Annotated in this window: 22 protein-coding genes; 10 read left to right on the top strand and 12 right to left on the bottom strand. The window is 31.2% G+C overall.

All coding sequences use genetic code 11. From position 1 onward, the window contains the following. Window positions 1-9: 9 nt before the first annotated feature. Window positions 10-951: an NAD-dependent epimerase/dehydratase family protein gene (locus tag ACYX4H_RS11760; protein ID WP_476236462.1), complete on the bottom strand. Its 942-nt coding sequence runs from the start codon at window positions 949-951 to the stop codon at window positions 10-12. A 160-nt stretch (window positions 952-1,111) separates the two neighbouring features. Between ACYX4H_RS11760 and ACYX4H_RS11755 the strand changes: the two genes are divergently transcribed. Then, window positions 1,112-1,576, top strand: coding sequence for an Lrp/AsnC family transcriptional regulator (locus ACYX4H_RS11755; RefSeq protein WP_475295972.1), 465 nt, complete (start codon window positions 1,112-1,114; stop codon window positions 1,574-1,576). Here ACYX4H_RS11755 and ACYX4H_RS11750 read toward each other — a convergent pair. The 4 genes from ACYX4H_RS11750 to pabB all read right to left on the bottom strand — a co-directional run bounded on the left by ACYX4H_RS11750 (window position 1,573) and on the right by pabB (window position 6,913). After that, window positions 1,573-2,532, bottom strand: a complete 960-nt coding sequence (locus ACYX4H_RS11750) for a YheT family hydrolase (RefSeq protein WP_476236460.1) — start codon at window positions 2,530-2,532, stop codon at window positions 1,573-1,575. The genes ACYX4H_RS11755 and ACYX4H_RS11750 overlap by 4 nt on opposite strands. After that, window positions 2,533-4,155, bottom strand: coding sequence for an adenine deaminase (gene ade, locus ACYX4H_RS11745; RefSeq protein WP_476236458.1), 1,623 nt, complete (start codon window positions 4,153-4,155; stop codon window positions 2,533-2,535). It lies immediately after the preceding gene. 65 nt (window positions 4,156-4,220) lie between these two features. Continuing rightward, window positions 4,221-5,531, bottom strand: a complete 1,311-nt coding sequence (gene tilS / locus ACYX4H_RS11740; RefSeq protein ID WP_476236457.1) for a tRNA lysidine(34) synthetase TilS — start codon at window positions 5,529-5,531, stop codon at window positions 4,221-4,223. A 107-nt stretch (window positions 5,532-5,638) separates the two neighbouring features. Next, the gene (gene pabB / locus ACYX4H_RS11735; protein ID WP_476236456.1) at window positions 5,639-6,913 is read right to left on the bottom strand and encodes an aminodeoxychorismate synthase component I; all 1,275 of its coding nucleotides are present in this window, start codon (window positions 6,911-6,913) and stop codon (window positions 5,639-5,641) included. 115 nt (window positions 6,914-7,028) lie between these two features. Here pabB and ACYX4H_RS11730 point away from each other — a divergent pair, with 115 nt between their 5' ends. The 4 genes from ACYX4H_RS11730 (at window position 7,029) to ACYX4H_RS11715 (ending at window position 11,163) form a co-directional block, all read left to right on the top strand. Beyond that, the gene (locus ACYX4H_RS11730) at window positions 7,029-7,916 is read left to right on the top strand and encodes an aldose 1-epimerase family protein (RefSeq protein WP_476236455.1); all 888 of its coding nucleotides are present in this window, start codon (window positions 7,029-7,031) and stop codon (window positions 7,914-7,916) included. A gap of 31 nt (window positions 7,917-7,947) precedes the next feature. Beyond that, window positions 7,948-9,297, top strand: coding sequence for a DEAD/DEAH box helicase (locus tag ACYX4H_RS11725; RefSeq protein WP_476236454.1), 1,350 nt, complete (start codon window positions 7,948-7,950; stop codon window positions 9,295-9,297). 22 nt (window positions 9,298-9,319) lie between these two features. Next, window positions 9,320-10,105, top strand: coding sequence for a S1/P1 nuclease (locus ACYX4H_RS11720; RefSeq protein WP_476236453.1), 786 nt, complete (start codon window positions 9,320-9,322; stop codon window positions 10,103-10,105). 119 nt (window positions 10,106-10,224) lie between these two features. Further along, the gene (locus tag ACYX4H_RS11715) at window positions 10,225-11,163 is read left to right on the top strand and encodes a DUF5694 domain-containing protein (RefSeq protein ID WP_476236452.1); all 939 of its coding nucleotides are present in this window, start codon (window positions 10,225-10,227) and stop codon (window positions 11,161-11,163) included. A gap of 39 nt (window positions 11,164-11,202) precedes the next feature. On the opposite strand, the gene ACYX4H_RS11710 is transcribed toward ACYX4H_RS11715, so the two are convergent. From ACYX4H_RS11710 to ACYX4H_RS11680, 7 genes are all read right to left on the bottom strand, one after another. Continuing rightward, window positions 11,203-11,889, bottom strand: coding sequence for a hypothetical protein (locus ACYX4H_RS11710; protein WP_476236450.1), 687 nt, complete (start codon window positions 11,887-11,889; stop codon window positions 11,203-11,205). 142 nt (window positions 11,890-12,031) lie between these two features. Next, window positions 12,032-12,859, bottom strand: coding sequence for a mechanosensitive ion channel family protein (locus tag ACYX4H_RS11705; protein WP_476236449.1), 828 nt, complete (start codon window positions 12,857-12,859; stop codon window positions 12,032-12,034). Window positions 12,860-12,879: 20 nt separating this feature from the next. After that, window positions 12,880-13,065, bottom strand: coding sequence for a hypothetical protein (locus ACYX4H_RS11700; protein WP_475295961.1), 186 nt, complete (start codon window positions 13,063-13,065; stop codon window positions 12,880-12,882). Next, window positions 13,058-13,633: an RNA polymerase sigma factor gene (locus ACYX4H_RS11695; protein ID WP_476236448.1), complete on the bottom strand. Its 576-nt coding sequence runs from the start codon at window positions 13,631-13,633 to the stop codon at window positions 13,058-13,060. The genes ACYX4H_RS11700 and ACYX4H_RS11695 overlap by 8 nt, the downstream gene beginning before the upstream one ends. Before the next feature lie 115 nt (window positions 13,634-13,748). Next, entirely contained in the window at window positions 13,749-14,639 is an 891-nt protein-coding gene (locus ACYX4H_RS11690; RefSeq protein WP_476236447.1) for a DUF2167 domain-containing protein, read from the bottom strand. Window positions 14,640-14,750: 111 nt separating this feature from the next. Then, entirely contained in the window at window positions 14,751-18,002 is a 3,252-nt protein-coding gene (ccsA, locus tag ACYX4H_RS11685; RefSeq protein WP_476236446.1) for a cytochrome c biogenesis protein CcsA, read from the bottom strand. A gap of 83 nt (window positions 18,003-18,085) precedes the next feature. Further along, a complete protein-coding gene (locus ACYX4H_RS11680) occupies window positions 18,086-18,478 on the bottom strand; it encodes a group III truncated hemoglobin (RefSeq protein WP_476236444.1) in 393 nt (130 codons plus the stop codon). 59 nt (window positions 18,479-18,537) lie between these two features. Here ACYX4H_RS11680 and ACYX4H_RS11675 point away from each other — a divergent pair, with 59 nt between their 5' ends. From ACYX4H_RS11675 to ACYX4H_RS11655, 5 genes are read left to right on the top strand one after another with little or no spacing between them, the layout of a single operon-like run. Next, on the top strand, window positions 18,538-19,299 hold the full coding sequence (locus tag ACYX4H_RS11675) for a Rossmann-like and DUF2520 domain-containing protein (RefSeq protein ID WP_476236442.1): 762 nt from the start codon (window positions 18,538-18,540) through the stop codon (window positions 19,297-19,299). Next, window positions 19,289-19,819, top strand: coding sequence for a KdsC family phosphatase (locus ACYX4H_RS11670; protein ID WP_475295955.1), 531 nt, complete (start codon window positions 19,289-19,291; stop codon window positions 19,817-19,819). Before ACYX4H_RS11675 ends, ACYX4H_RS11670 begins: the two co-directional genes overlap by 11 nt. Window positions 19,820-19,831: 12 nt before the next feature. Beyond that, window positions 19,832-20,149 (top strand): hypothetical protein, encoded by a 318-nt coding sequence (locus ACYX4H_RS11665; protein ID WP_476236440.1) that lies wholly within the window; start codon window positions 19,832-19,834, stop codon window positions 20,147-20,149. A gap of 9 nt (window positions 20,150-20,158) precedes the next feature. After that, a complete protein-coding gene (locus tag ACYX4H_RS11660) occupies window positions 20,159-21,064 on the top strand; it encodes a geranylgeranylglycerol-phosphate geranylgeranyltransferase (RefSeq protein WP_476236438.1) in 906 nt (301 codons plus the stop codon). Then, window positions 21,057-21,650: a Maf-like protein gene (locus ACYX4H_RS11655; protein ID WP_476236436.1), complete on the top strand. Its 594-nt coding sequence runs from the start codon at window positions 21,057-21,059 to the stop codon at window positions 21,648-21,650. Before ACYX4H_RS11660 ends, ACYX4H_RS11655 begins: the two co-directional genes overlap by 8 nt. The last annotated feature ends 5 nt before the right edge of the window (window positions 21,651-21,655 follow it).

Here is a 21,655-nt window from a genome sequence, read left to right as displayed (position 1 = left end):
TTATGGTGTTTAAACGGCTTGTTTATAGTGTTCTTTAAGTTTTTCTAACATAATATCAGTTAAAGCTTTTAGGTTAAATTGTGGTTGCCAACCCCAATCTTTTTTAGCTTCAGAGTCATCAATACTTTCTGGCCAACTATTAGCAATATTTTGTCTGAAATCTGGGTTATAATTAATACTAAAATTAGTTATTCTTTCTTTAATAACCGTAGCGATTTGCTTGGGCGTAAAACTTACACCTGCAATGTTATATGATGTACGCGTTTTTATTTTATGTGAAGGAGCTTCCATCAATTCAATAGTAGCTCTAATAGCATCATCAATAAACATCATTGGCAACGCCGTATCTGCTTTTAAAAAACATGAAAACGGTTGCCCAATAACGGCTTTATGAAAAATATCAACCGCATAATCTGTTGTACCACCACCGGGTAAAGATTGGTAACCAATAATACCCGGATAACGCAATGAGCGTACATCTAAATTATATTTCTTATAATAATACTGCGCCCAATTTTCGCCAGCAACTTTACTAATGCCGTAAACCGTTTCTGGATTTAAAACGGCATTATTTGGGGTGAGCCTTTTGGATGCATTACTACCAAAAACAGCTATTGAACTTGGGTAAAAAACTTTTTTAACGTTATTTAATCTTGAAACCTCTAAAACGTTTAATAAAGTTTTAGTGTTAATATCCCAGCTTAAAAGTGGGTTTTGCTCACCTTTTGCCGATAAAATAGCTGCTAAATGATAAATTTGAGATACTTTATATTTTTTTACAATAGCCTGCAAAACATCTATGTTTATAGCATCAACCACTTCAAACAAACCTGTATTGATTTCTTTTTTAGAAACATCGGTAGCTAACACATTATCATTGCCATACTTTTCTATTAAGGCTTCTGTAAGTACAGTTCCTAATTGTCCGTTTGCACCAATAATCAAAATCATTTCGTTCAGCTTTTATTATCAACAAAATTAATATATGCAATTTATAAAACCGAATATTAACTATAATTAAGTAATTTTTACTTCATATTAATTGTTTTAAAATTATTATTACTTTTGAAATACTATTTTTTATTTAGTAAAACACAAATTTTATTGTCAAATGATGGAACATTTAGATGAAACCGACTTAACCATTTTAAGAATTTTACAACAAGATTCTAAAAAAACAGCTAAAGAAATAGCAAAAAAACTAAACTTAACAACCTCGCCAGTTTATGAACGCATTAGACGCTTAGAAAACCAAGGTTTTATAAAAAAGTATGTAGCCATTTTAGACAAAAAACTTATTAAACGTCCTGTAACAACCATTTGCCAAGTTTCAATGCGCTACCATAGCAAAGAGTTTATTGAGCATTTTGAAGCTCAAGTTCAAAATTTAGAAGAAGTACAAGAATGCTACCACATGGCAGGACAGGTAGATTTTATTTTAAAAATTAATACCCGTGATTTAGAAGATTACCACAACTTTGTAAAATATAAACTATCTAAAATTGATAATATTGGCGTACTAAACAGCACCTTTGTTTTAAAAGATATTAAGCACTCTTCGGCATTTTATATTTAAGTGTGTTGCATTAAAAAATCTAAAGCTCTGCGCTCATTATAATACACATTATTTTTATCAATAAATGCAACATGACCGCCATGGTTAGGCATTTCTAAAAAAATAAATTCTGAAGATTTGGCTTCTTTAACGGGGTAACATTCTGCTGATAAAAACGAATCGTTTAAAGCATTTATAATTAGTGTTGGCACTTTAATATTGGGTATAAATTGCAAACTACTGCATTTTGCGTAGTAATCTTCGGCATTAATAAAACCATGAGCTTTGGCAGTGTAAACATTATCAAAATCTTTTAAGGTTTTAATGTTATTAAAATCGTGAATTGACAACTCTTCTGGAAATGTTTGTAGTTTTAATTTTAAACGCTCTTTTAAATGTTTTAAAAACCTAATAGCGTAGGCTTTGTTTTTCAGTTTGTGAAGTTCTGCACTAGAGCCACTTAAAAAACATGGCACCGAAGCTGTAACTGCGCCTTTTATTTCTGGCACTGTCAATTGTTCTCCTAAATATTTTAATATAATATTAGCGCCCAAACTTATTCCTTTTAAATAAATATGGCTGTAATTATATTTTGAAATTACATGTTTAACAACAGCATGTAAATCTTCGGTTGCGCCCGAATGATAACTTCTGTAAAGTTTATTATCCTCGCCACTACACCCTCTAAAATTAACACAAACGGCATCAAAATTATTAGTGTTAAAAAGTTTAGCTGTACCAAGCATATAAGGCCTTTGGGCATCGCCCTCTAAACCGTGTAAAATAATAATGAGTTTATTAGTTTTTTCTTCGGAAAAGCTCCAATCTAAATCCAAAAAATCACCATCTGATAAATTAATACGTTCGCGTTTTTGTATAACACCATTCACACGCCTTACCAAACCAGAATACACTGTTGAAATAAACCCATTTTTAAACAAAAATGGCGCTTTGTAAGTAGAATTAATTACAGGCATTTATTCAGAAAATAAAGAAGTAAACTTAAACATATTGCCATTAAACAGGCCTTTATCACTTAATTTTAACGACGGAATTACCAACAAGGCCATAAACGACAAGGTCATGTAAGGTGCATGCAGTTTACTACCCATTTTTTTTGCCATAGCGTCAATATTTTGATAGGCTTTGGCTACATTTTCAACTGGTTTATCACTAATTATGCCAGCAATTGGTAGTGGTAAAATATTTTCTTGTGAAGGTGATACAGCACAAATGCCGCCTTTATTTTCAATAATTAAGTTTACTGCTTTACAAATAGCCTCATCTGTTGTGCCAACAGCAATAATGTTATGCGAATCATGCCCCACCGATGATGCTATTGCACCAGTTTTTAAACCAAAGTTCTTAATAAAGGCCATGGCTGGTGCTTGGTTTTGATATCGGTTTACCACCGTCATTTTTAAAATATCTTTATCGGTATTCGATTCTAAAAACCCGTTTTTTATGGTAGCTTCTTCAATAAGCTCGTTTGTTACTAATTGCCCTTCTAAAGCTTCAATAACTCGTATGTTTTTTGATGATGCTTCAACTTTAAAATCGGTTGTATTTTTAGGTTTACAATTAAAATTATTAATAGTATTAAATGTTACCGAAGCTATTTTAGACACACCATTATCAAACACCAATTCTCCATTTATATAGGTTTGTAATGTTTTAAAATGCACTAAATCTTCAACCACAATAAAATCTGCTAAATCACCTTGTTGTAACAAACCAACCTCTAATCCGTAATGTTTTACAGGATTAACACAAGCGGCTTGTAACACCTTAAAAACATCTATATTTTTAGCAACGGCTCTAGCACATAATTGGTTAATGTGGCCTAACATTAAATCGTCTGGGTGTTTATCATCACTACAAAACATAATATTTTCAAAATGTTCTGGTAATAAATCTATTAAGGCTTCAAAATTTTTTGCTGCACTACCCTCACGAATTAGTAATTTCATGCCTTTTTGAAGTTTCTCTAAACCTTCTTCAAACGTAAAACATTCATGATCTGTTGTTATACCCGCCGCTATGTATGCGTCTAGATCTGTACCTGTAACACCAGGTGCGTGCCCATCAATAGGTTTGTTGTATTGTTTTGCTAAGCGTAGTTTTTCATGTACTTCATTGTCATTATAAATTACACCTGGGTAATTCATCATTTCTGTGAGATATTTTATATCAGGATTTTGAAGCAATTGTTCAATATCATTAGAATTTATAATAGCTCCGGCAGTTTCAAAAGCAGTAGCGGGCACACAAGATGGGGCACCAAAATTAAATTTAAGCGGTACCTGTTTTCCATTTTCAATCATAAAATTAACACCTTCTAATCCGCACACATTTGCAATTTCATGCGGATCTGAAACGGTGGCTACTGTACCATGTTTTACTGCTATTTTTGCAAATTCACTTGGCACAAGCATTGAACTTTCAATATGAATATGTGCATCTATAAACCCAGGTATAATGTAGTTTTCTACATGATGTTCTGTTGGTGTTATTGCTATAATTTTATTATTTTCAACCGTAATTTCACCTTTAAAAATACGTTTGTTTTTAATATCTACTATGTTGCCTTGTAATTTCAAATTTTATCTGTTTTTGTAAAATCAACACCTAAAATTATATTAAAAAAACTCTAAAATAATACAAGCTATTTTAATTCTATTTTTAGAATTTCATTAGTTTCATCTGTAACTCTAAAACGGTTATCTGCTCTTCGGTTTAAAATCCAAACAATGTCTTCGCCTGAGCATAGTAGCAGTGAACTTTCTTTATCTAAAAGTGATAATTTTTCGTCTTTAAAGTATTTGCTAACACGTTTTTTACCTACCATTCCGAAAGGAAAAAATACATCGCCAACTTCCCATTTTCTAATAGTTAAAGGTAGTTTTAAAAGTGCTTTATCTACAAAAATTGTATTGGCTTCGTTGTGTGCTATGGCATCAACTTGCGTAAATGATATATTACCAAAAGGAGTTTCAATTACTTCAGAAAATGAATTTATAGTAATGGTTTTTATGGCGTTGGTTTCTATGTGACTTAATAATAAAGTTTCGCCATGTTTTATAAGCCTATGCGTGTTACTTAAAACGTATTTACCAGATTGAGCGTCTAGTAAATTAACCACATCATTCCACTCTGTAAATCCGTATTCTTTTAACGTTTCAAACAAATAAGCTTTGGGGTTGTTATGCTTTTTAAATGCTGAAATATTAAATACTATTTTGTTATCTTCAATGGTATTTATGGCTTCAGCAAAAAAGAGTTCCATATAATCTTCAACAATATCGGCTGTATCGCTTAAATTACTAATGGTGCCTTGGTAACTTTGTAATAAGCTTGGGTTTATTTCTTTTAAAATAGGAATAATTTCGTGGCGTAACTTGTTTCTTAAATATTTTGTTGAGGCATTACTGCTATCAACCCGCCATTCTAAACTATTACTTTTGGCATAATCTATTACGTTTTCTCGAGAAAAAGGCAGTAACGGACGCACAAATTTGTTGTTCACTTCGGGTATGCCCGTTAACCCATCTAAACCTGTGCCTCTTGAAAAATTTATAAGAAATGTTTCTAAATTATCATCGGCATGGTGTGCTGTTAAAATATAATCGAACTCTAATTGTTGGGCTAATTCATCAAACCAGAAATAGCGCAGTTCGCGCGCAGCCATTTGAATGGATACTTTATTTAAAACTGAATAGCCTTCGGTATCAAAACTTTCAGTAAAAGCTTCAATATCAAGTTTATTAGCCAGTTCAATTACAAATTGTTCATCGGCATCACTTTCATTTCCTCGTAAATTAAAATTGCAATGTGCTAATGAAACATCTAAGCCCAAATTATAACATAAGTGTACCAAAACAACACTGTCTACACCACCAGAAATGGCTATTAACAGTCTACTTTCTTTTAAAAATGGCAGGTTTTGAGTTATATGTTGTTGTAGTTTTTCTAACATACTCAAATTTAGTTTTTATTTTAACGTTGGCAAGTGGTAGTGTTTAAAATTAATTTTTAAATACAATTACTTTTATAACTATAACCGCTTGAAAAAACTGTTAAATTCTATCCCTCAAGCACTTCGCGCATAGCTTTGGCTTTTACCAAACATTCTTCGTATTCTTTAAGCGGATCGCTTTTTGCTGTAATGGCACCACCAACAGAATAAGATACGTATTTTTTTGTGGCGTTGTATAAAATACTTCTAATAACTACGTTAAAATCGAAATCATTATTGGGTGTAAAATAACCAATGGCGCCAGAATATAAACCACGTTTGGTTTCTTCTAGGGTTTCAATAATTTTCATGGCCGAAATTTTTGGTGCGCCCGTCATGCTTCCCATTGGGAATGTTGTTTTTATAATATCAACAGGATGAGTGGTAGTTTCTACCTGCGATGTTACGGTAGAAATCATTTGATGCACCTGTTCAAAAGTATATATTTTACATAATTCTTTTACTTTAACACTACCTTTTTTTGCGGTTTTTGAAAGATCATTTCGTACCAAATCTACAATCATAATATTTTCACTACGCTCTTTTTCATCATTACTCAAATTGGTTTTTAGCGTATTATCTTCTTGTTTGTTTTTTGAGCGTTTTGCGGTACCTTTTATAGGTTGCGAAATAACAGTAGTTCCTTCCTTTTTTATATAACGCTCGGGTGATGCACTCAATACATATTTATTGTGAAATTTAACAAAAGTAGCAAATGGCGGACTACTAATTGCATTGAGCTTACAATAAGTTTCTAAAGGATTAATTGTTGTGTTTTCAGCATAAAATTCTTGACAAAAATTAGCCTCATAAATACTACCATGTTTTATATGTTTTAGCATTTTTGAAACTTTCTTAAAATATGCATCTTTGTGAATGCGCAGTTTAATTTTTACTTGATTATCCTTTTTTTCATGCTTTTCAACTTGTTTAAATTCTTCATTCTCAAAACTACCAATAGCTTTTAAATCTTGTTTAATATCATGTTTTAGGTAATTTAAGTATTTAATTTCAACGGTTTCACCTTTAAATAAAAAGAGTTTTTTAGGTTGAAAAAAATACAAATCTGGAAACTGTAAGCCATCAAAATTATTTGATGTTAGCGCTTCAATACCGTTTTTTAAATCGTATGTTAAATAGCCAAAAATCCAGTCGTTTACTTCAGTCTGGTAAGTTTTAAGCTTACTAAAAGCATTTTTGTAATTAGTTTGAATACTTGACGAAGCATTAACCGCCAAAACCGCATCAAAATTGCTATGAGTTTGTTTGTAATTGTTTGAATCTAACCAAACAACTTCATTAAATTGTTGCGCCCAAAGCAATACTTGCTTTTTAAAAGCCAAAACATTTTGCGGTTTGTAAATTTGTGTAGTTCTCAACAAAAAAATTTATGTGCAAATTTAGTGAGTTTACTTAAAAAATTAAGAGTTTTGTGTAATACTTTAAAAACGTTTTATTATGCATCATTTAAAGAACAATTTTCTTGAAATTTCAGTAAAACAAAAGGGCGCCGAGTTATGCAGTATTAAATCTACCAAAAACAACACCCAATTTATGTGGCAAGCTAACCCTAATATATGGGGAAGCCACGCACCTAACCTATTCCCTATTATTGGTGTTTTAAAAGATGGTGCTTTTATTTTTGAAGACGAAAAATATAACTTAACAAAGCACGGATTTATTAGAAACAATAGTGATATTACATGTATTAAAAGCAGTAAAAACAGTTTAACTTTTGGTATTAAGTATAATGATGTGCTGCTTAAAATGTATCCGTTTAAATTTAGTTTTGATATTACTTTTACCTTAAATGATAATATTATTGAAGTAAAACATACGGTAAAAAATATAGATGATAAAACACTTTATTTTTCACTTGGTGGGCACCCTGCATTTAATTGTCCGGTTTTTGAAAACGAAACTTATAACGATTACAGCTTAGAGTTTGAGCATACCGAAAACTCAAAATCTTACCTTTTAAATACTGAAAACAGTTTAATGACTAATAATACCAAAATGGTATTAAACAATTCAAAAACGCTGCCGCTAACTCACAATTTATTTGCTGAAGATGCGCTAGTTTTTAAAGATTTAACATCTAGAAAAGTAACACTAAAAAGTTCTAAAAATGGGGATGTTTTAACTGTAAACTACAACAATTTTGATTATTTAGGCATTTGGGCAAAAACCAACGGTAATTTTGTTTGTATTGAACCTTGGCTTGGTGTTGGTGATAATGAAACCACCAACCAACAATTAACTGAAAAGGAAGGCATCATTCCTTTAGAAGTCAACAAAACCTTTACAGCATCATATTTCATTGAAATAAACAAAAAGCATTTATAATACCTATCTTTGTTGCCTAAAACAACAAACTGTGACGTTTCAAGATTTAAATTTAAACACACCTTTATTTAATGCCTTAGATGATTTAGGCTTTACAACACCAACACCCATTCAAGCCAAAGCTTTTAACGTAGTAAGCTCTGGTAGAGATGTGGTTGGTATTGCGCAAACGGGTACCGGTAAAACGTTTGCTTATATGTTACCTATTTTGAAAAATTTAAAGTTTTCAAAACAAGAAAATCCTAGAGTTTTAATTTTAGTACCAACAAGAGAGTTAGTGGTACAGGTTGTTGAAGAAATTGAAAAGCTTTCAAAATACATTAACAATAGGGTTTTAGGTGTGTATGGCGGCACAAATATTAACACACAAAAACAAGCTATTGCACAAGGTTTAGATATTTTAGTAGCCACTCCTGGTAGGTTGTATGATTTAGCTTTAAGCCGTGTATTACAACTAAAGTCTATTCAAAAATTAGTTATTGACGAGGTTGATGTTATGCTAGATTTAGGGTTTAGACATCAACTCATTAATATTTTTGATTTGCTGCCTGAACGTCGACAAAACATCATGTTTTCTGCAACCATGACGCAAGATGTTGATGAACTTATAACTGATTTTTTTAGAAATCCAGAACGCATTTCTATAGCCGTTTCTGGTACACCTTTAGAAAATATTTCACAAAACAAATACAAGGTACCAAACTTTTACACTAAAGTAAATTTATTAATACACCTTTTAAATGATACCGAAACATTTAATAAAGTTTTAATTTTTGTGGCTTATAAACGAATGGCAGACCGTTTATTTGAAAAATTAGATGAACATTTTAAAGAAGAATTATGTGTAATTCATTCTAACAAAACCCAAAACTACAGATTACGAAGTATAGAACAGTTTAAAGAAGGACACAATAGAATTTTAATAGCGACCGATGTTATGGCGCGCGGGTTAGATATTGATAACGTATCGCATGTAATAAATTTTGATACTCCAGACTATCCTGAAAACTACATGCACCGCATTGGAAGAACTGGTAGAGCCGAACGTAAAGGAACAGCATTCGTGTTTTCTACGGAAAAAGAGCAAGAAGCTATTGAAAACATTGAGGCTTTAATGAACATGGAAATTCCTTTGATTGAAATTCCTGAAATGGTTGAAATTTCTACAGAATTAATTGAAGAAGAACGCCCACAAATACGAGAACGCAATAACCCAACTAAAAAAACCGATGATGATGCTCCTGGGCCTGCTTTTCATGAAAAAAAAGACAAAAACAGAAAAGAAAACTTAGGCGGCAAATACCGACGAGAAATTGCTAAAAAATATAAAAAACCTAAAACACGCGGCGATAAAAATGCTAACCGAAGAAAAAAGCGTTAAAAAACCCATTTAATATTTCATTATGACATTAAAACTATTTACATCCTTTGCTTTATTAGTTTGCTTAAACACTAACATATACGCTACACATGAACCAAAATGGGGAGCTAAAGGACACAGAGTTGTTGGCGAAATTGCAAGTAAATATTTAAAGCATAAAACTAAAAAAGCCATTAAGAAATTATTAAATAGAGAATCTTTAGCCTTCACATCAACATTTGCCGATGAAATTAAATCTGACCGCAGATATGATGCATTTTACACCTGGCATTATATTAACATGCCAATGGATGCCGATTATGATGCTACTAAACGTAACCCTAAAGGCGATTTAGTTAGCGGTATTGAGCAATGCATTTCTGTTATTAAAAATAAAACTTCAAGTAATGAAGACAAGGCATTTTATTTAAAATTACTCATACATTTAGTTGGAGATTTACACCAACCAATGCACGTTGGTTTAGCCGAAGATAAAGGCGGAAACGATTTTAAAGTGCAATGGTTTTATGAAGACTCTAATCTACATAAAGTTTGGGACACCGAAATGATTGAACATTATGGCATGAGTTATTCTGAGCTAGCAGATAACGCTAGTTACCTACCAAAGGAAACCATTAAAAACATACAAAAAGGCACAATTATAGATTGGGTTAACCAAACACATAAACTAACAAGAGAAATTTACAATAACGTATCGCCAAATGCTAATTTAAAATATAGCTATTCATACAAAAACTTTAGCACCGTAAGATCACAATTACAAATTGCAGGTATAAGGTTGGCTAAAATTTTAAATGATTTGTTTTAAACAACATACAATATTAAATTTCATATAAGATATACTAATTTTTAAGCATATTTTTTAAATTTAGGTAAATGTAAAAGATTACATTTTTTAAGCCATCAACACCATTTAATTATTATGTAATGAGAAAGCTTTTATTGTTATTTTTTATTTTAATTATCACAAACCTAAACGCTCAAAAAAAAGAAATTCTTCTTGTTGCAACAATGCATGAAGTTCCAAAACTGTTAAAAAACAGTTACAAACCTCTTTTTAAAAAAACATTAGAATATAAGCCCGATGCAATTTTTGTTGAAAATGCAATGCCTGATGATTCCTTAAGTTGGGCATATTTAAAAAATGGTTACAGTAAAAGTTTAAAAAATTTTTACAAGTATTCGCAAAAAGTAAAACAAACATTTAATTTTAACAAAGACTCTTTACATTATTGGCTTACAATAGATTTTGACAAATTAACCACTGAAAATTATAAAAACATATTACTATCATTTGCTCACCAATGCGACTATGCTAACTATTTTTATTATCAGTATCTTCAAAAATATTATCCTGAGGGACACAAAAAATCTAAAAGAAATGAAGATTACGAACTATCTAGGAAATTAGCCTTAAAATTACATCATAAAAAAATATACAGCGCCGATGACCAACAAACCAACGGTGAATTCCATAAATATTGGTATGCCTGTGATAAAGAAATGGCTAATTCTAAATTTGAAAAACGAGAAAAAAAACTAAGCAAAAAAATATTTTTCAGAGAAATATTTCCTTCTATAGTTGGTAGATATGGAATTATAAACAATAAAATGAAGCACTTAAAATTACTTGATAGTTTAAGTGGACTAAAGTTTTCAAATCAAAAAAACACAAACTGTGTAAAAGCTGTAGACTATTTCAACCAAAGAAACAGGCGTTTTGCTATGAATCTGGGTAATCAAATAAAAAATAATGGTTTTGAAAAAAATGTTTTATTTGTTGGAGCTTCTCATATTGTTGGTTTAAAAGAAGAATTAAACCTTCACTTTCCAGATATTAAAGTCGTTCTATTTGATGAATTGTAACTGTAGTTTTTTGTTGTTATCATTTTATTTAAAAACACCTTACTTTTCTTTTGCAAGTTTTGGCGCCCAAATTTTAACATCGTCAAATTTGCCAACATCATCAAAAGAACCTAAACCAATATAACCCTTTTTAAAATGAGTGTCTGTGGCACGCATTATGGGAGTTTCAATATTATCAAAATAAATTTCAATTACTCCTTCTTTTACTTTTCTAACTACTCTAACAGAGTGCCATGAATTTTCTGTTCCCCAATTAGTTCCATTTGTTCTTTGTTTAGCAATACTTATGCGTGGGGCATCATTCACAATAAAAATACTATTCGCATGTTTATCTGCTTTTGATGCTATATGTGTATAATAAAAATTTGAAGCATCATTAAAGCCAAAAATTAAACATAAATCTCTGTGCGGATATTCACGCCCATTTTGATTCATTTTCACTTCTAAAATAAAATCTTCAAAATGAATTGTTTTAAGCAAAGCTATGTTAAATGGCGAACGAACTGTTGGCTTGTAGTTACTTTGATTAAAAAGTTCTAAAACACTATTATTATTTTCTTTTGAAACACGCCAAACCTCAGCATCAGTCATTTCAAAATCATGTATTGCTTGGGGTTGTTCAAAATCTTGAACATATACTAGTTTGTAATTTGAAGGTATTGTTGCTTGGGTATTTGCTGTAAAACAAACTAATAAAACTAAAATTATGGATGTTATAAACTTCATTTAAAACAATTTTATAGTTTATGAAATTACTGTTTTATATGAAGAAATAAAAAAATCCCTTTCTAAATTAATAGAAAGGGAATTATAGAGAGTCTTTCAAATTACAAAAAGTAACCAACCAAATTTTAACCCTAACTTAAAGCTATTTTTGCACTTTTACTTGACTCTCTGTAATATCTTTTATTGGTATAATTAATTTACCTTCGGGTGTTTTTAAGGTAATACACATATTGTCTATAGCTTCAACTTCACCTTTAATGTCTTTAAATTCAATTATTTGACCAACTTCGTATGTTTTACGGGCGTAGAATGTTTTTAATAAATCGCCAACTACTTTTTGTGCACCTAAACCAAACGCTAAAGCAAAAGCAAATAATAATGCGCCTAGTATTAATGTTAAGTTACTTGTTATAATTTCAGTATCTACACCTGCTTGGTTTAAGGCTGTTATTGATGTAAAAATTAAAATGATAAAAAATACTATTTGACTTAGCATTTTACCACCAGACAAATCCATAGATTCAAAAAATGATTTTAATGCTTTTTTTATGGTATTTGCTAAAATTAAACCTATGGTAAAAATTACAACAGCAGCAAATAATTGAGGTAAATAGGCTAATAAATCACTTATTTGTTGTGATATCATGGTAAGATTTAAAATATCAGACACCATGATTATGAGCATGATATACATTACCCATTTAACAAAATTTGACACTATTTTTACGGTGTTGAAGTTTAATTTTTTGCCTTCAACTATTTCAATTTCATTTAATTTATCATCAAGCTTATCTGCTTTGGCTAATTTTAACGCTTTTTTGATGAGTTTAACTACTAATTTTGTGGCAATTAAACCTACTATTAATATTATTAATGCTCCAATAATACTTGGAAACATTTTAGTTATTTCTAACCACATAGCTCTTAAAGATTCCATGGCTATGTTTTTGTATTCTGTTACTTTGTTCATGCTATTAAATTAAGTTAAGGTTATTTTTTGGTGTTTTTATCTCTTTGATTAATAACAGACTCTATAATATCGCCAATATTATATGAGAATAGAGCAGCTAATTCCATTAACAATTTTGCCATGGCAATATCATTCATAACCTTCCCTTTAAGTTCCGTTGGAACTTCTTTTAGGGGTGTATTTACGTATTTAAATGGATTATCCATACAATTCGTTATAAACGGTTATTAGCTTATCTTTTGCTCGTTTAATTCTCATTTTAACGGCACTCTCACCAATACCTAAGGCACTTACTAAATCTTTTATAGAAAGGCCATCTTGGTATTTAAGTAGCAATATCATTTTTTCATCGGGTGAAATTTCTTCTAAAGCTACTTTTAATTGCTCAACTTTCATATTTACAAAACTGTTATCATCTTCTTCATCTTCTGATACATTTTCAATATCAGCGTAATCAACAGCTTGTTTTTCAAACTTTTTAGCTGTATTTCTGGTTACAAAATTAACACAATGATTATATGTGAAGGCATACAACCATGTTGAAAATTTTGAGGTTCCTTTAAAGCTAGCTAATTTAACAAAGAGTTTTAAAAACACATCTTGCGTTAAATCTTTAGCTTCATCTGCATCTTTTGCAAACCCAAAACATTTATTGTACACCAGGTGTGAATACCTGTCGTACAGTATTTCAAAAAGCAACGTGTCATTGTTTTTCACAATTGCTTTTACCAAATCCTCATCGGATAGCTTATTAATGTTTTTTAGGGTTTTCAAAATTTAGCCTACAGCTATTTGGTTTGTTATGAATTAAGACACTTGTTTTTATTATAGGTCACTTATTATTAATAATATTTCTGTTATTTTTTATTTTTATCTGATTTACAGGTAATTAAACTTCTTTTCTTTCTCCAAATATTTTTTTTCTGAAACCACTAAAAAGCGCTACTGCACCAATGGCAATAAATTTCCAAAATTTTAAAATTATGGCAAAAAAGCCTGCTTTTGCTAATATTTTACCGGCAATTAAACCGCCAATACCGTATGCTGCAACTTGGTCTATATCTGGGTTAAAATCTGAATAACGATTTCCTGGAGTAAACTCAACACTTTTAATAATTTTATCTCTATCTGAATTAAAATTGTTAAGCATTGAAATATCGCCAATGGCATTTAAATTAAGGTATCCTTTACGGCCTAAAACACGAATATTGTAATTTAATGTGTTTACATCGGCATCATCAAACTTAAGTTCTTTAGCCCAGTGTAATTTTTTGTTTTCTTGATCATAATACGGTGCTGATGCCCAACCAACAAGCTGTACAGTTGGGTAACCAAGTTCTTTGCGCTCGTTGTTAGTGGCATTTGTATCTTCCTGCATTTCTTCAAGTAAATCATCATAGTCTAAATCTTCAGCATCTTCATCATCAATATAACCTTCTTCAGCATAATCAATTTCAACACAAAATGTAAAATGATCGTGCATAGGTGTCATATCTTCAGGGAATAATAACCCCATAGATTTGCTTGGTGGGTTTCCCCATAAATCGGTTAAAACGCGCTGACTTTGTTGGCTATCTAAAAATTTAAAGCCTTGCGGTACATGTAAGGTAACTAAACCTTCGCCTAATTCAATAGTACCTGTTTGATAAGTAAATGATTTGTTTATACTATCTAAAACAAAGGCGTAACGAGCTTCTTGCAATGCTAAAGAATCTACTGCTTCTTGCGAAAAAGCGCATAAACTTGTAATAAATAATACTGAAAATAACAGTTTTTTCATGTTGTTGAGTTGAAAATGGTTAGTATTAAAGTTTTATAAAAAACCTCTTATTCAAACCTACGAATTTTCTTCACAAAAAAGAACTGTTGCCATATTTACTTATTAAAAAATTTACTTTTTATAATGCTTATTATACCCTCTGTACCCAAAATAACCTAGTAGCGCCACAAACCCTAATGCTATTGCTATAGTTTGAAAACTTGCTATTTGTTGGCCAGATTGGTATGAGTGCAAACCAGATAGGTAGAAATTAACGCCAAAATATGTAAATATTATAAATGAAATTGCTATTACCGATGAGAAATTGAACATCCAACGGCCACGTAAACCGGGTATTAAACGCATATGAATAACAAAGGCATACATCATGATACTTATAAGTGCCCAAGTTTCTTTGGGGTCCCAGCCCCAATAACGCCCCCAACTTTCATTGGCCCACATACCGCCCAAAAAGTTACCAATGGTTAGCATTACTAAACCAACTGTTAAAGCCATTTCATTAATAATGGTAAGCTCTTTTATGTTTAAATCCATTTTAGCTTTGTTATTGGTATTAGTTACCGCCATTAAAAATAGAGATACTACACCTAAAACCATACCTAATGTAAAAGGCCCGTAACTTGCTACAATAACCGCTACGTGAATCATTAACCAATAACTATTTAATACGGGTTGTAAGTTGGCTATTGAAGGATCCATCCATTGCCAATGCGCTATCATTAATAACATGGCTGTTACAAACGCTGCTGCTGCAATGGTTAAATCTGATCCTGATTTGTTTAAACTTAAAACTGAAGCACCTTTTTTTCTGCTTATACCGGTAATTAAACCAAACAACATGGTAGACCACGCCACATAAATCATAGATTCATAAGCATCACTCCAAGGAGCGTGACCAGATACATACCAACGCATAATTAAACCACCCAAATGCACAAAAAACAAAGCCACTATTACCCATTTAAAAAAGGCTATTAAACGGTTTATAACCTTACTTTTATCTTTAAATATTTGAACAATTAGTAAAATGAACATTAATGAACCTGCGTACATATACCAACTAAATAGTTTTTTGAAAATATCGTATTTGTTGTATAGTACTTCAGTGTGAATTTTATCATCACTCAACATAACTTCACTACCATATTTATGTTGGGTTTTTTTAAAGGCTTTAAGAAGTTTTTCCGCCTCTGAAAAATCACCCGATTGTTTAGCATTATTCAATGTGTATAAATAGGCTTGAAATCCGTTTTTTATAAAATTTCCGTATAAAGAATCTTGTATTTTATGCTGACCAAATTTATAATCGTATGATGAAATCCAAGTATTCTTTTCATCATTTGGTAACGGAAATAAACGTAACGATGCACCTTCAACCGTATTATATAAAAGATTAACACGCTTATGCGCCTCTTGCAATTCTTTTTGGTAACCATTTGGTTTGTTGGTACTAAAGGCATCTTCTAAAAAAGGTTCTAGTTTGTAAGCGCCTTTATCTGTAAAAAAATCGGCTAAGGCTACATATTTATCATCTACACTTGTACCAATTATATGCCTAATGGTATCGGCTTTCTTTTTAGCTAAATAAATAACAGGCACATTATACCAAAGCCTAGGGCTTTCTTGCATTGATAAGAAAATTTGGTGCGCATCAAAACCTTCATAAGTATCTAATTTACTTATTTTACGCAACATTTCTGAGGCGTAGGTGCTTACTGGTTTCATACGGCCATCTAAATCTTGAATTACCAAATGTGCAAAATCTTCGGCATGTGCTTTTGGTGTTATATTGGCTGCTAAAATAGAATCTATTTGTGCTTTTGTTGGTTTTGTTTGTGTAGCAGTATGCGCATTATGGTTATGTTCTTCATGCTCATTATGTTGTGTTGTTTGTGAGAAACCTGCCAATGCTAAGCTTAAAAACAAAACTGTTAAAAGCTTAGTTTTCTTTTCTTTAACTTTATTTAATTGCTTTCTTAAATCTGAAAAACGTGTACCTTTTACAAATAGAATTGCAAGCATGCCAAGATAAAGCATAAAATAACCTATGTAAGTGAATAAAGTACCCCAATAATCATGATTTACAGATAGTATTGTGCCGCTTTCATCAGGAAAAAAGCTAGATTGAAAGAACCTGTAACCTTTATGGTTTAAAATATTGTTCATGTATATTTTATAATCGAAACTACCGCTTTCATCATCAATAACGGTTACTTGACTTGAGTATGCTGAATTAATATCTGAACCAGGAAATTTATCGGCTTTAAAATCGTTTAATTTTATACTAAAAGGCAACTCTAAAACTTTTGCGCCGTATTGAAATGCAAAGTCTAAACCACCTACTTGTATTTGTTTGAATGGACGCGACATACCTTGGCCTCCTAAAACGCCAATGCGCTTAGTTTCGCCGTTAGTTGTCACTTTCAACACAATACCATCTTCATCATTTTTAAGTACTTGTGGTTTTTTAACCACATCAAAAACACCTTTTACAACAGGTTTTGGAAACACCATTTGCATATTACCAATACGGTATAATGAGCGTAATTTTAAGGGCTGAATACTGTCTTTTATTAAAGCACCTTGCTCTTGGGTGGCCATAGTCATGTATGTGCCTTCAAAAGGCGACTCTATAGACAACATATCATTTTCAAAATACAAATTAACCGCACCTTTAGCGGGGTTATTTAAAGTAAAAATAACATTATGAATACTGGCCTGCTCGCCTACTTTTAAAAAATGGTTATGGGCTCCGCCACCGCCAGATTCTACTATTTTTAAATATGATTCGCCATTTTCGTTGGGTATAACATCTTCTTCTGCACCTGCAATAAACTTTTCTAATGCAATGGTAACCGGTTGTTTGTTGTATTGCGTTTCAATTTTAAAATTATTTTGCAATCGTTTAGAAAAATCTACTTCATATTGCAATGGTAACCGTTGTTGAACACCGTTAATTTCATAATCGCCATCAATGTAAGCTGTAACGTATGTTTTTTGTGAAAGAAAAGTGTTTTCTGTACCGCCTTCGGGTATAGACATCATACCTTCAAAACTTATATATCTAGTTATAAAAGCGCCTAAAAAAATGAATATGAAAGCTAAATGCAGTAGTAAAACTGACCATTTTTCTTTTTTGTATAACCTGTATCTAAATATATTTCCAACAAAATTTATAACAAAAAGCCCCATGATAGCCTCAAACCACCAAGCGTTATAAATTAAATTTCTTGTGTAGGGTGTTGGTGAAGTTTCTTGGCCAGCATCTAAAAAAGTGCCTGTAATCATAGCGGCGGCAAAAACAATAAATAATACACCAGTAAGACGTGTTGAAAATAGAATATTAGCGAGTTTTTTTTGCATAATTGTACCCTTTTTTAAGGTGCTGCAAATTTACGTATTTATGTTTACTTTATAGTGTTAAAGTTTGCTTAAAGAAACGCTGTTTATTTAAGTGTTCGTGCTTGAAAAATATGCATGTATAGAAATGTGCTCATTTTTCTGGCACGCCTTTTTGCGTTTTCAGCATAATCACCTTCAAAAAGTTCATCTACCGTTTGCAACCATAGATTTAACCAAATACCAAAATGTAATTCTGTTATGCTATTATTATTGTTTTTATCTACCGTAATATGCGCTTTTAATGGATTACCGTAATATTTGGTTTTTAAAAACAAGCTAGATTCCCAAAAGCTGGTTAAGTTTTGTAAATGGGCATCCCAATCTTTAATAGCTTCGTTAAAAAAAGGAGCTAATGTTTCATTATTTCTTACTTTTTTATAAAATGAAACTACTAATAAGAATACATCGCTTCTGTTTTTAATATCTGTTTTTTTCATGATTAACAAAGATACGGGAATACGGTTTTATTTTAGCTATTATTAGTTATTTTTGCGTCATGATTTCAGTAACTATTTTAGGTGCAGGCAATGTTGCCACACATTTATACAACGCTTTTACAAAAGCTAATGATGTAACGGTTAAGCAATGGTATAATCGTAATTTAAATGCTATAACACATTACAAAAATAACGTTAGTATTACCAATAATTTGAATGATTTAAAAGAAGCCGATGTGTATATTTTAGCGGTTAGTGATGATGCTGTAGCCCAATTATCGGAACAATTACCTTTTGAAAATAAAATTGTTGTACACACATCGGGCAGCGTAAATGTGCATGATTTAGACAGAAAACACAAACGCGGTGTATTTTACCCTTTGCAAAGTTTTAGTAAAACGGCTCAATTAGATTTTGCCAACGTACCCATTTGTATTGAAACTGTTAACAAACCCGACTATCACATATTAAAAGCTTTGGCTTTGGCTATTGGTAGTCCTGTTAAAAAGGTTAATAGTGACCAAAGGCAAGTATTGCATTTAGCGGCTGTTTTTGTTAATAATTTTACTAATCAATTATACCGCATTGGCCATGAAATTACAGAAAGCGAAGGTGCCGAATTTGATTTACTAAAACCATTAATTTTAGAAACAGCTAAAAAAGTTCAACATTTATCACCTTACAAAGCACAAACGGGTCCTGCTAAACGTAACGATAAAAAAACAATAAAAAAACATTTAAGTATATTGAATAACCCAGAGCACGAGGCTATTTATAATTTACTTACTAAATCTATTCAAAAAATACATAATGGAAGATAAAAGTTATAAAGAATACCTTGAAAACATTAACACCTTTATTTTTGATGTTGATGGCGTTTTAACCGATGGTAGCGTTACTGTTATGACTAACGGTGACATGCTTAGAACCATGAATATAAAAGATGGTTATGCTTTAAAAACTGCAGTTGATGCAGGTTTTAATGTGTGTATTATTTCGGGCGGATCAAATGAAGGCGTACGCAAACGTTTAGAAGGCTTAGGCATAAAAGATATTTTTTTAGGCGCTCACAATAAAATTGAACAACTTAACACCTACACCCAAAATAAAAATGTTAATTTAGAAAACGTGCTTTATATGGGTGATGATATTCCTGATTACCCTGTGATGAAACTGGTAGGTTTACCATGTTGCCCACAAGATGCTGTTCAAGAAATTAAAGGTATTTCAAAATACATTTCGCATAAAAGCGGTGGTAAAGGCGCTGTACGTGATGTTATTGAACAAGTATTAAAAATACACAACAAATGGTATGGTAATTTCCATGCTAAATACGACTAATAAATTAAAGCTTTGGCCAGAAACAAAAGAAGACATACCACTGGTTTTGGTTACATTGGTTTTGGTAATAACCAAAATGTATTTAACCAAAGTACAAACCGTGCGTTTTCTTCTTTAAAAGAAAAGTTAGATGATGAAACCCATTATCATTTCAAATTAAATTTTACACACCACACATTAACAAAGGCCGAAAAACAACTTATTAAAGATAAAATACGAAATGATGAAAAAATAAGAACCCGCAAAACCATATTAGGTTTTTTAATTGTTTTTAGCCTAATTTTAGGGGCAATTATTTACTTAATAAACAGTGTGATGTCTTATTTATAATGCTTTAAAATGCCTTTATTAAAGCTTATCCGTTATAAAAACCTCATCATGATTGCCATTGTGCAATTACTTATTAAATATACTTTTTTACAACCTTTGGGCGCCGCTATAAGTTTAAGTACCATTGGGTTTATGTCACTAATATTAGCTACCATTTTTATAGCAGCTGCTGGCAATATTATTAATGATATTTTTGATGTGGAAACCGATTTAATTAACAAACCTAAAAAGGTAATTGTTGGTAAATTAATTTCAGAAAAAACTGCTTTCACCCTATTTATTGTTTTCAATATTATTGGTGTTGGTTTAGGGTATTACACATCGTTTTTGGTTGATAAACCAGCTTTCTTTTCCTTATTTGTAGTCATTTCAGTATTACTTTATGTGTATGCTAGCTACCTAAAACAAACCATTTTAATTGGCAACATTGTTGTTTCGTTGTTAGTAGCACTAAGCCTTGTAATTGTTGGTGTTTTTGATTTACTTCCGGCCATTAACAAATACAATATGTCTCTACAATTAGTATATTTTAAAACTATTTTAAACTATGCTTTTTTTGCTTTTTTAATAAACCTTACACGCGAAATAGCTAAAGACATAGAAGATATTAACGGCGATTTTAAAGCAGGGATGAACACATTACCCATTGCTATTGGTAGAACACGAGCTAAAAATCTATTATTTGCCCTAATTATTATACCCATTGTTGCTGTAACTTATTACTTAGTCTACAAAATATACAAACATCAATATTTGGTAATTTACTTTTTATTAACCGTTTTAGGTCCATTAATTTACACAGCAATTAAAATATTTAATGCTAAAACAAAAACACACTACTCACATGTAAGTAATATGCTTAAAATAGTTATGTTTTTTGGTGTGCTTTCTTTACTTTTATACAACTATGCTTAACGAAAAACTAAAAAACCATCACATAATTTTAGCTTCAGGTTCACCAAGAAGACAAGCCTTTTTTAAAGGTTTAAATTTAGATTTTGAAATACGCCTAAAACCCGTTAAAGAAGAATACCCTAACAGGCTAATACATTTTGAAATTAGTAACTATTTTGCCCAATTAAAAGCCTTACCATTTAAAAACGAATTAAAAGAAAACGATATTTTAATTACAAGTGACACCATTGTGTGGCACAACAATAAAGCTTTAGGCAAACCAAAAGACGCGCAAGATGCTTATGCTATTTTAAAATCTTTAAGCAACCAAACACATGAGGTTATAACATCGGTTTATTTTACTTCAAAAAACTTTGAAAAAACACTTCATAACACAACTAAAGTAACCTTTAAAACACTTACCGATGACGAAATTTGGTATTACATAAATACCTGCAAACCTTTTGATAAAGCAGGCGCTTACGGCATACAAGAATGGATTGGTGAAATTGCCGTTACTAAAATTGAAGGCTCATTTTTTAATGTTGTTGGTTTGCCGGTTCATCTTGTTTATAAAACGTTAAATGACATTGCCAACAGCCAATAACTTTG

The sequence above is a fragment of the Seonamhaeicola sp. ABD4_340 genome (assembly GCF_056312135.1).
This window is presented reverse-complemented; position numbering and strand designations above follow the sequence as displayed.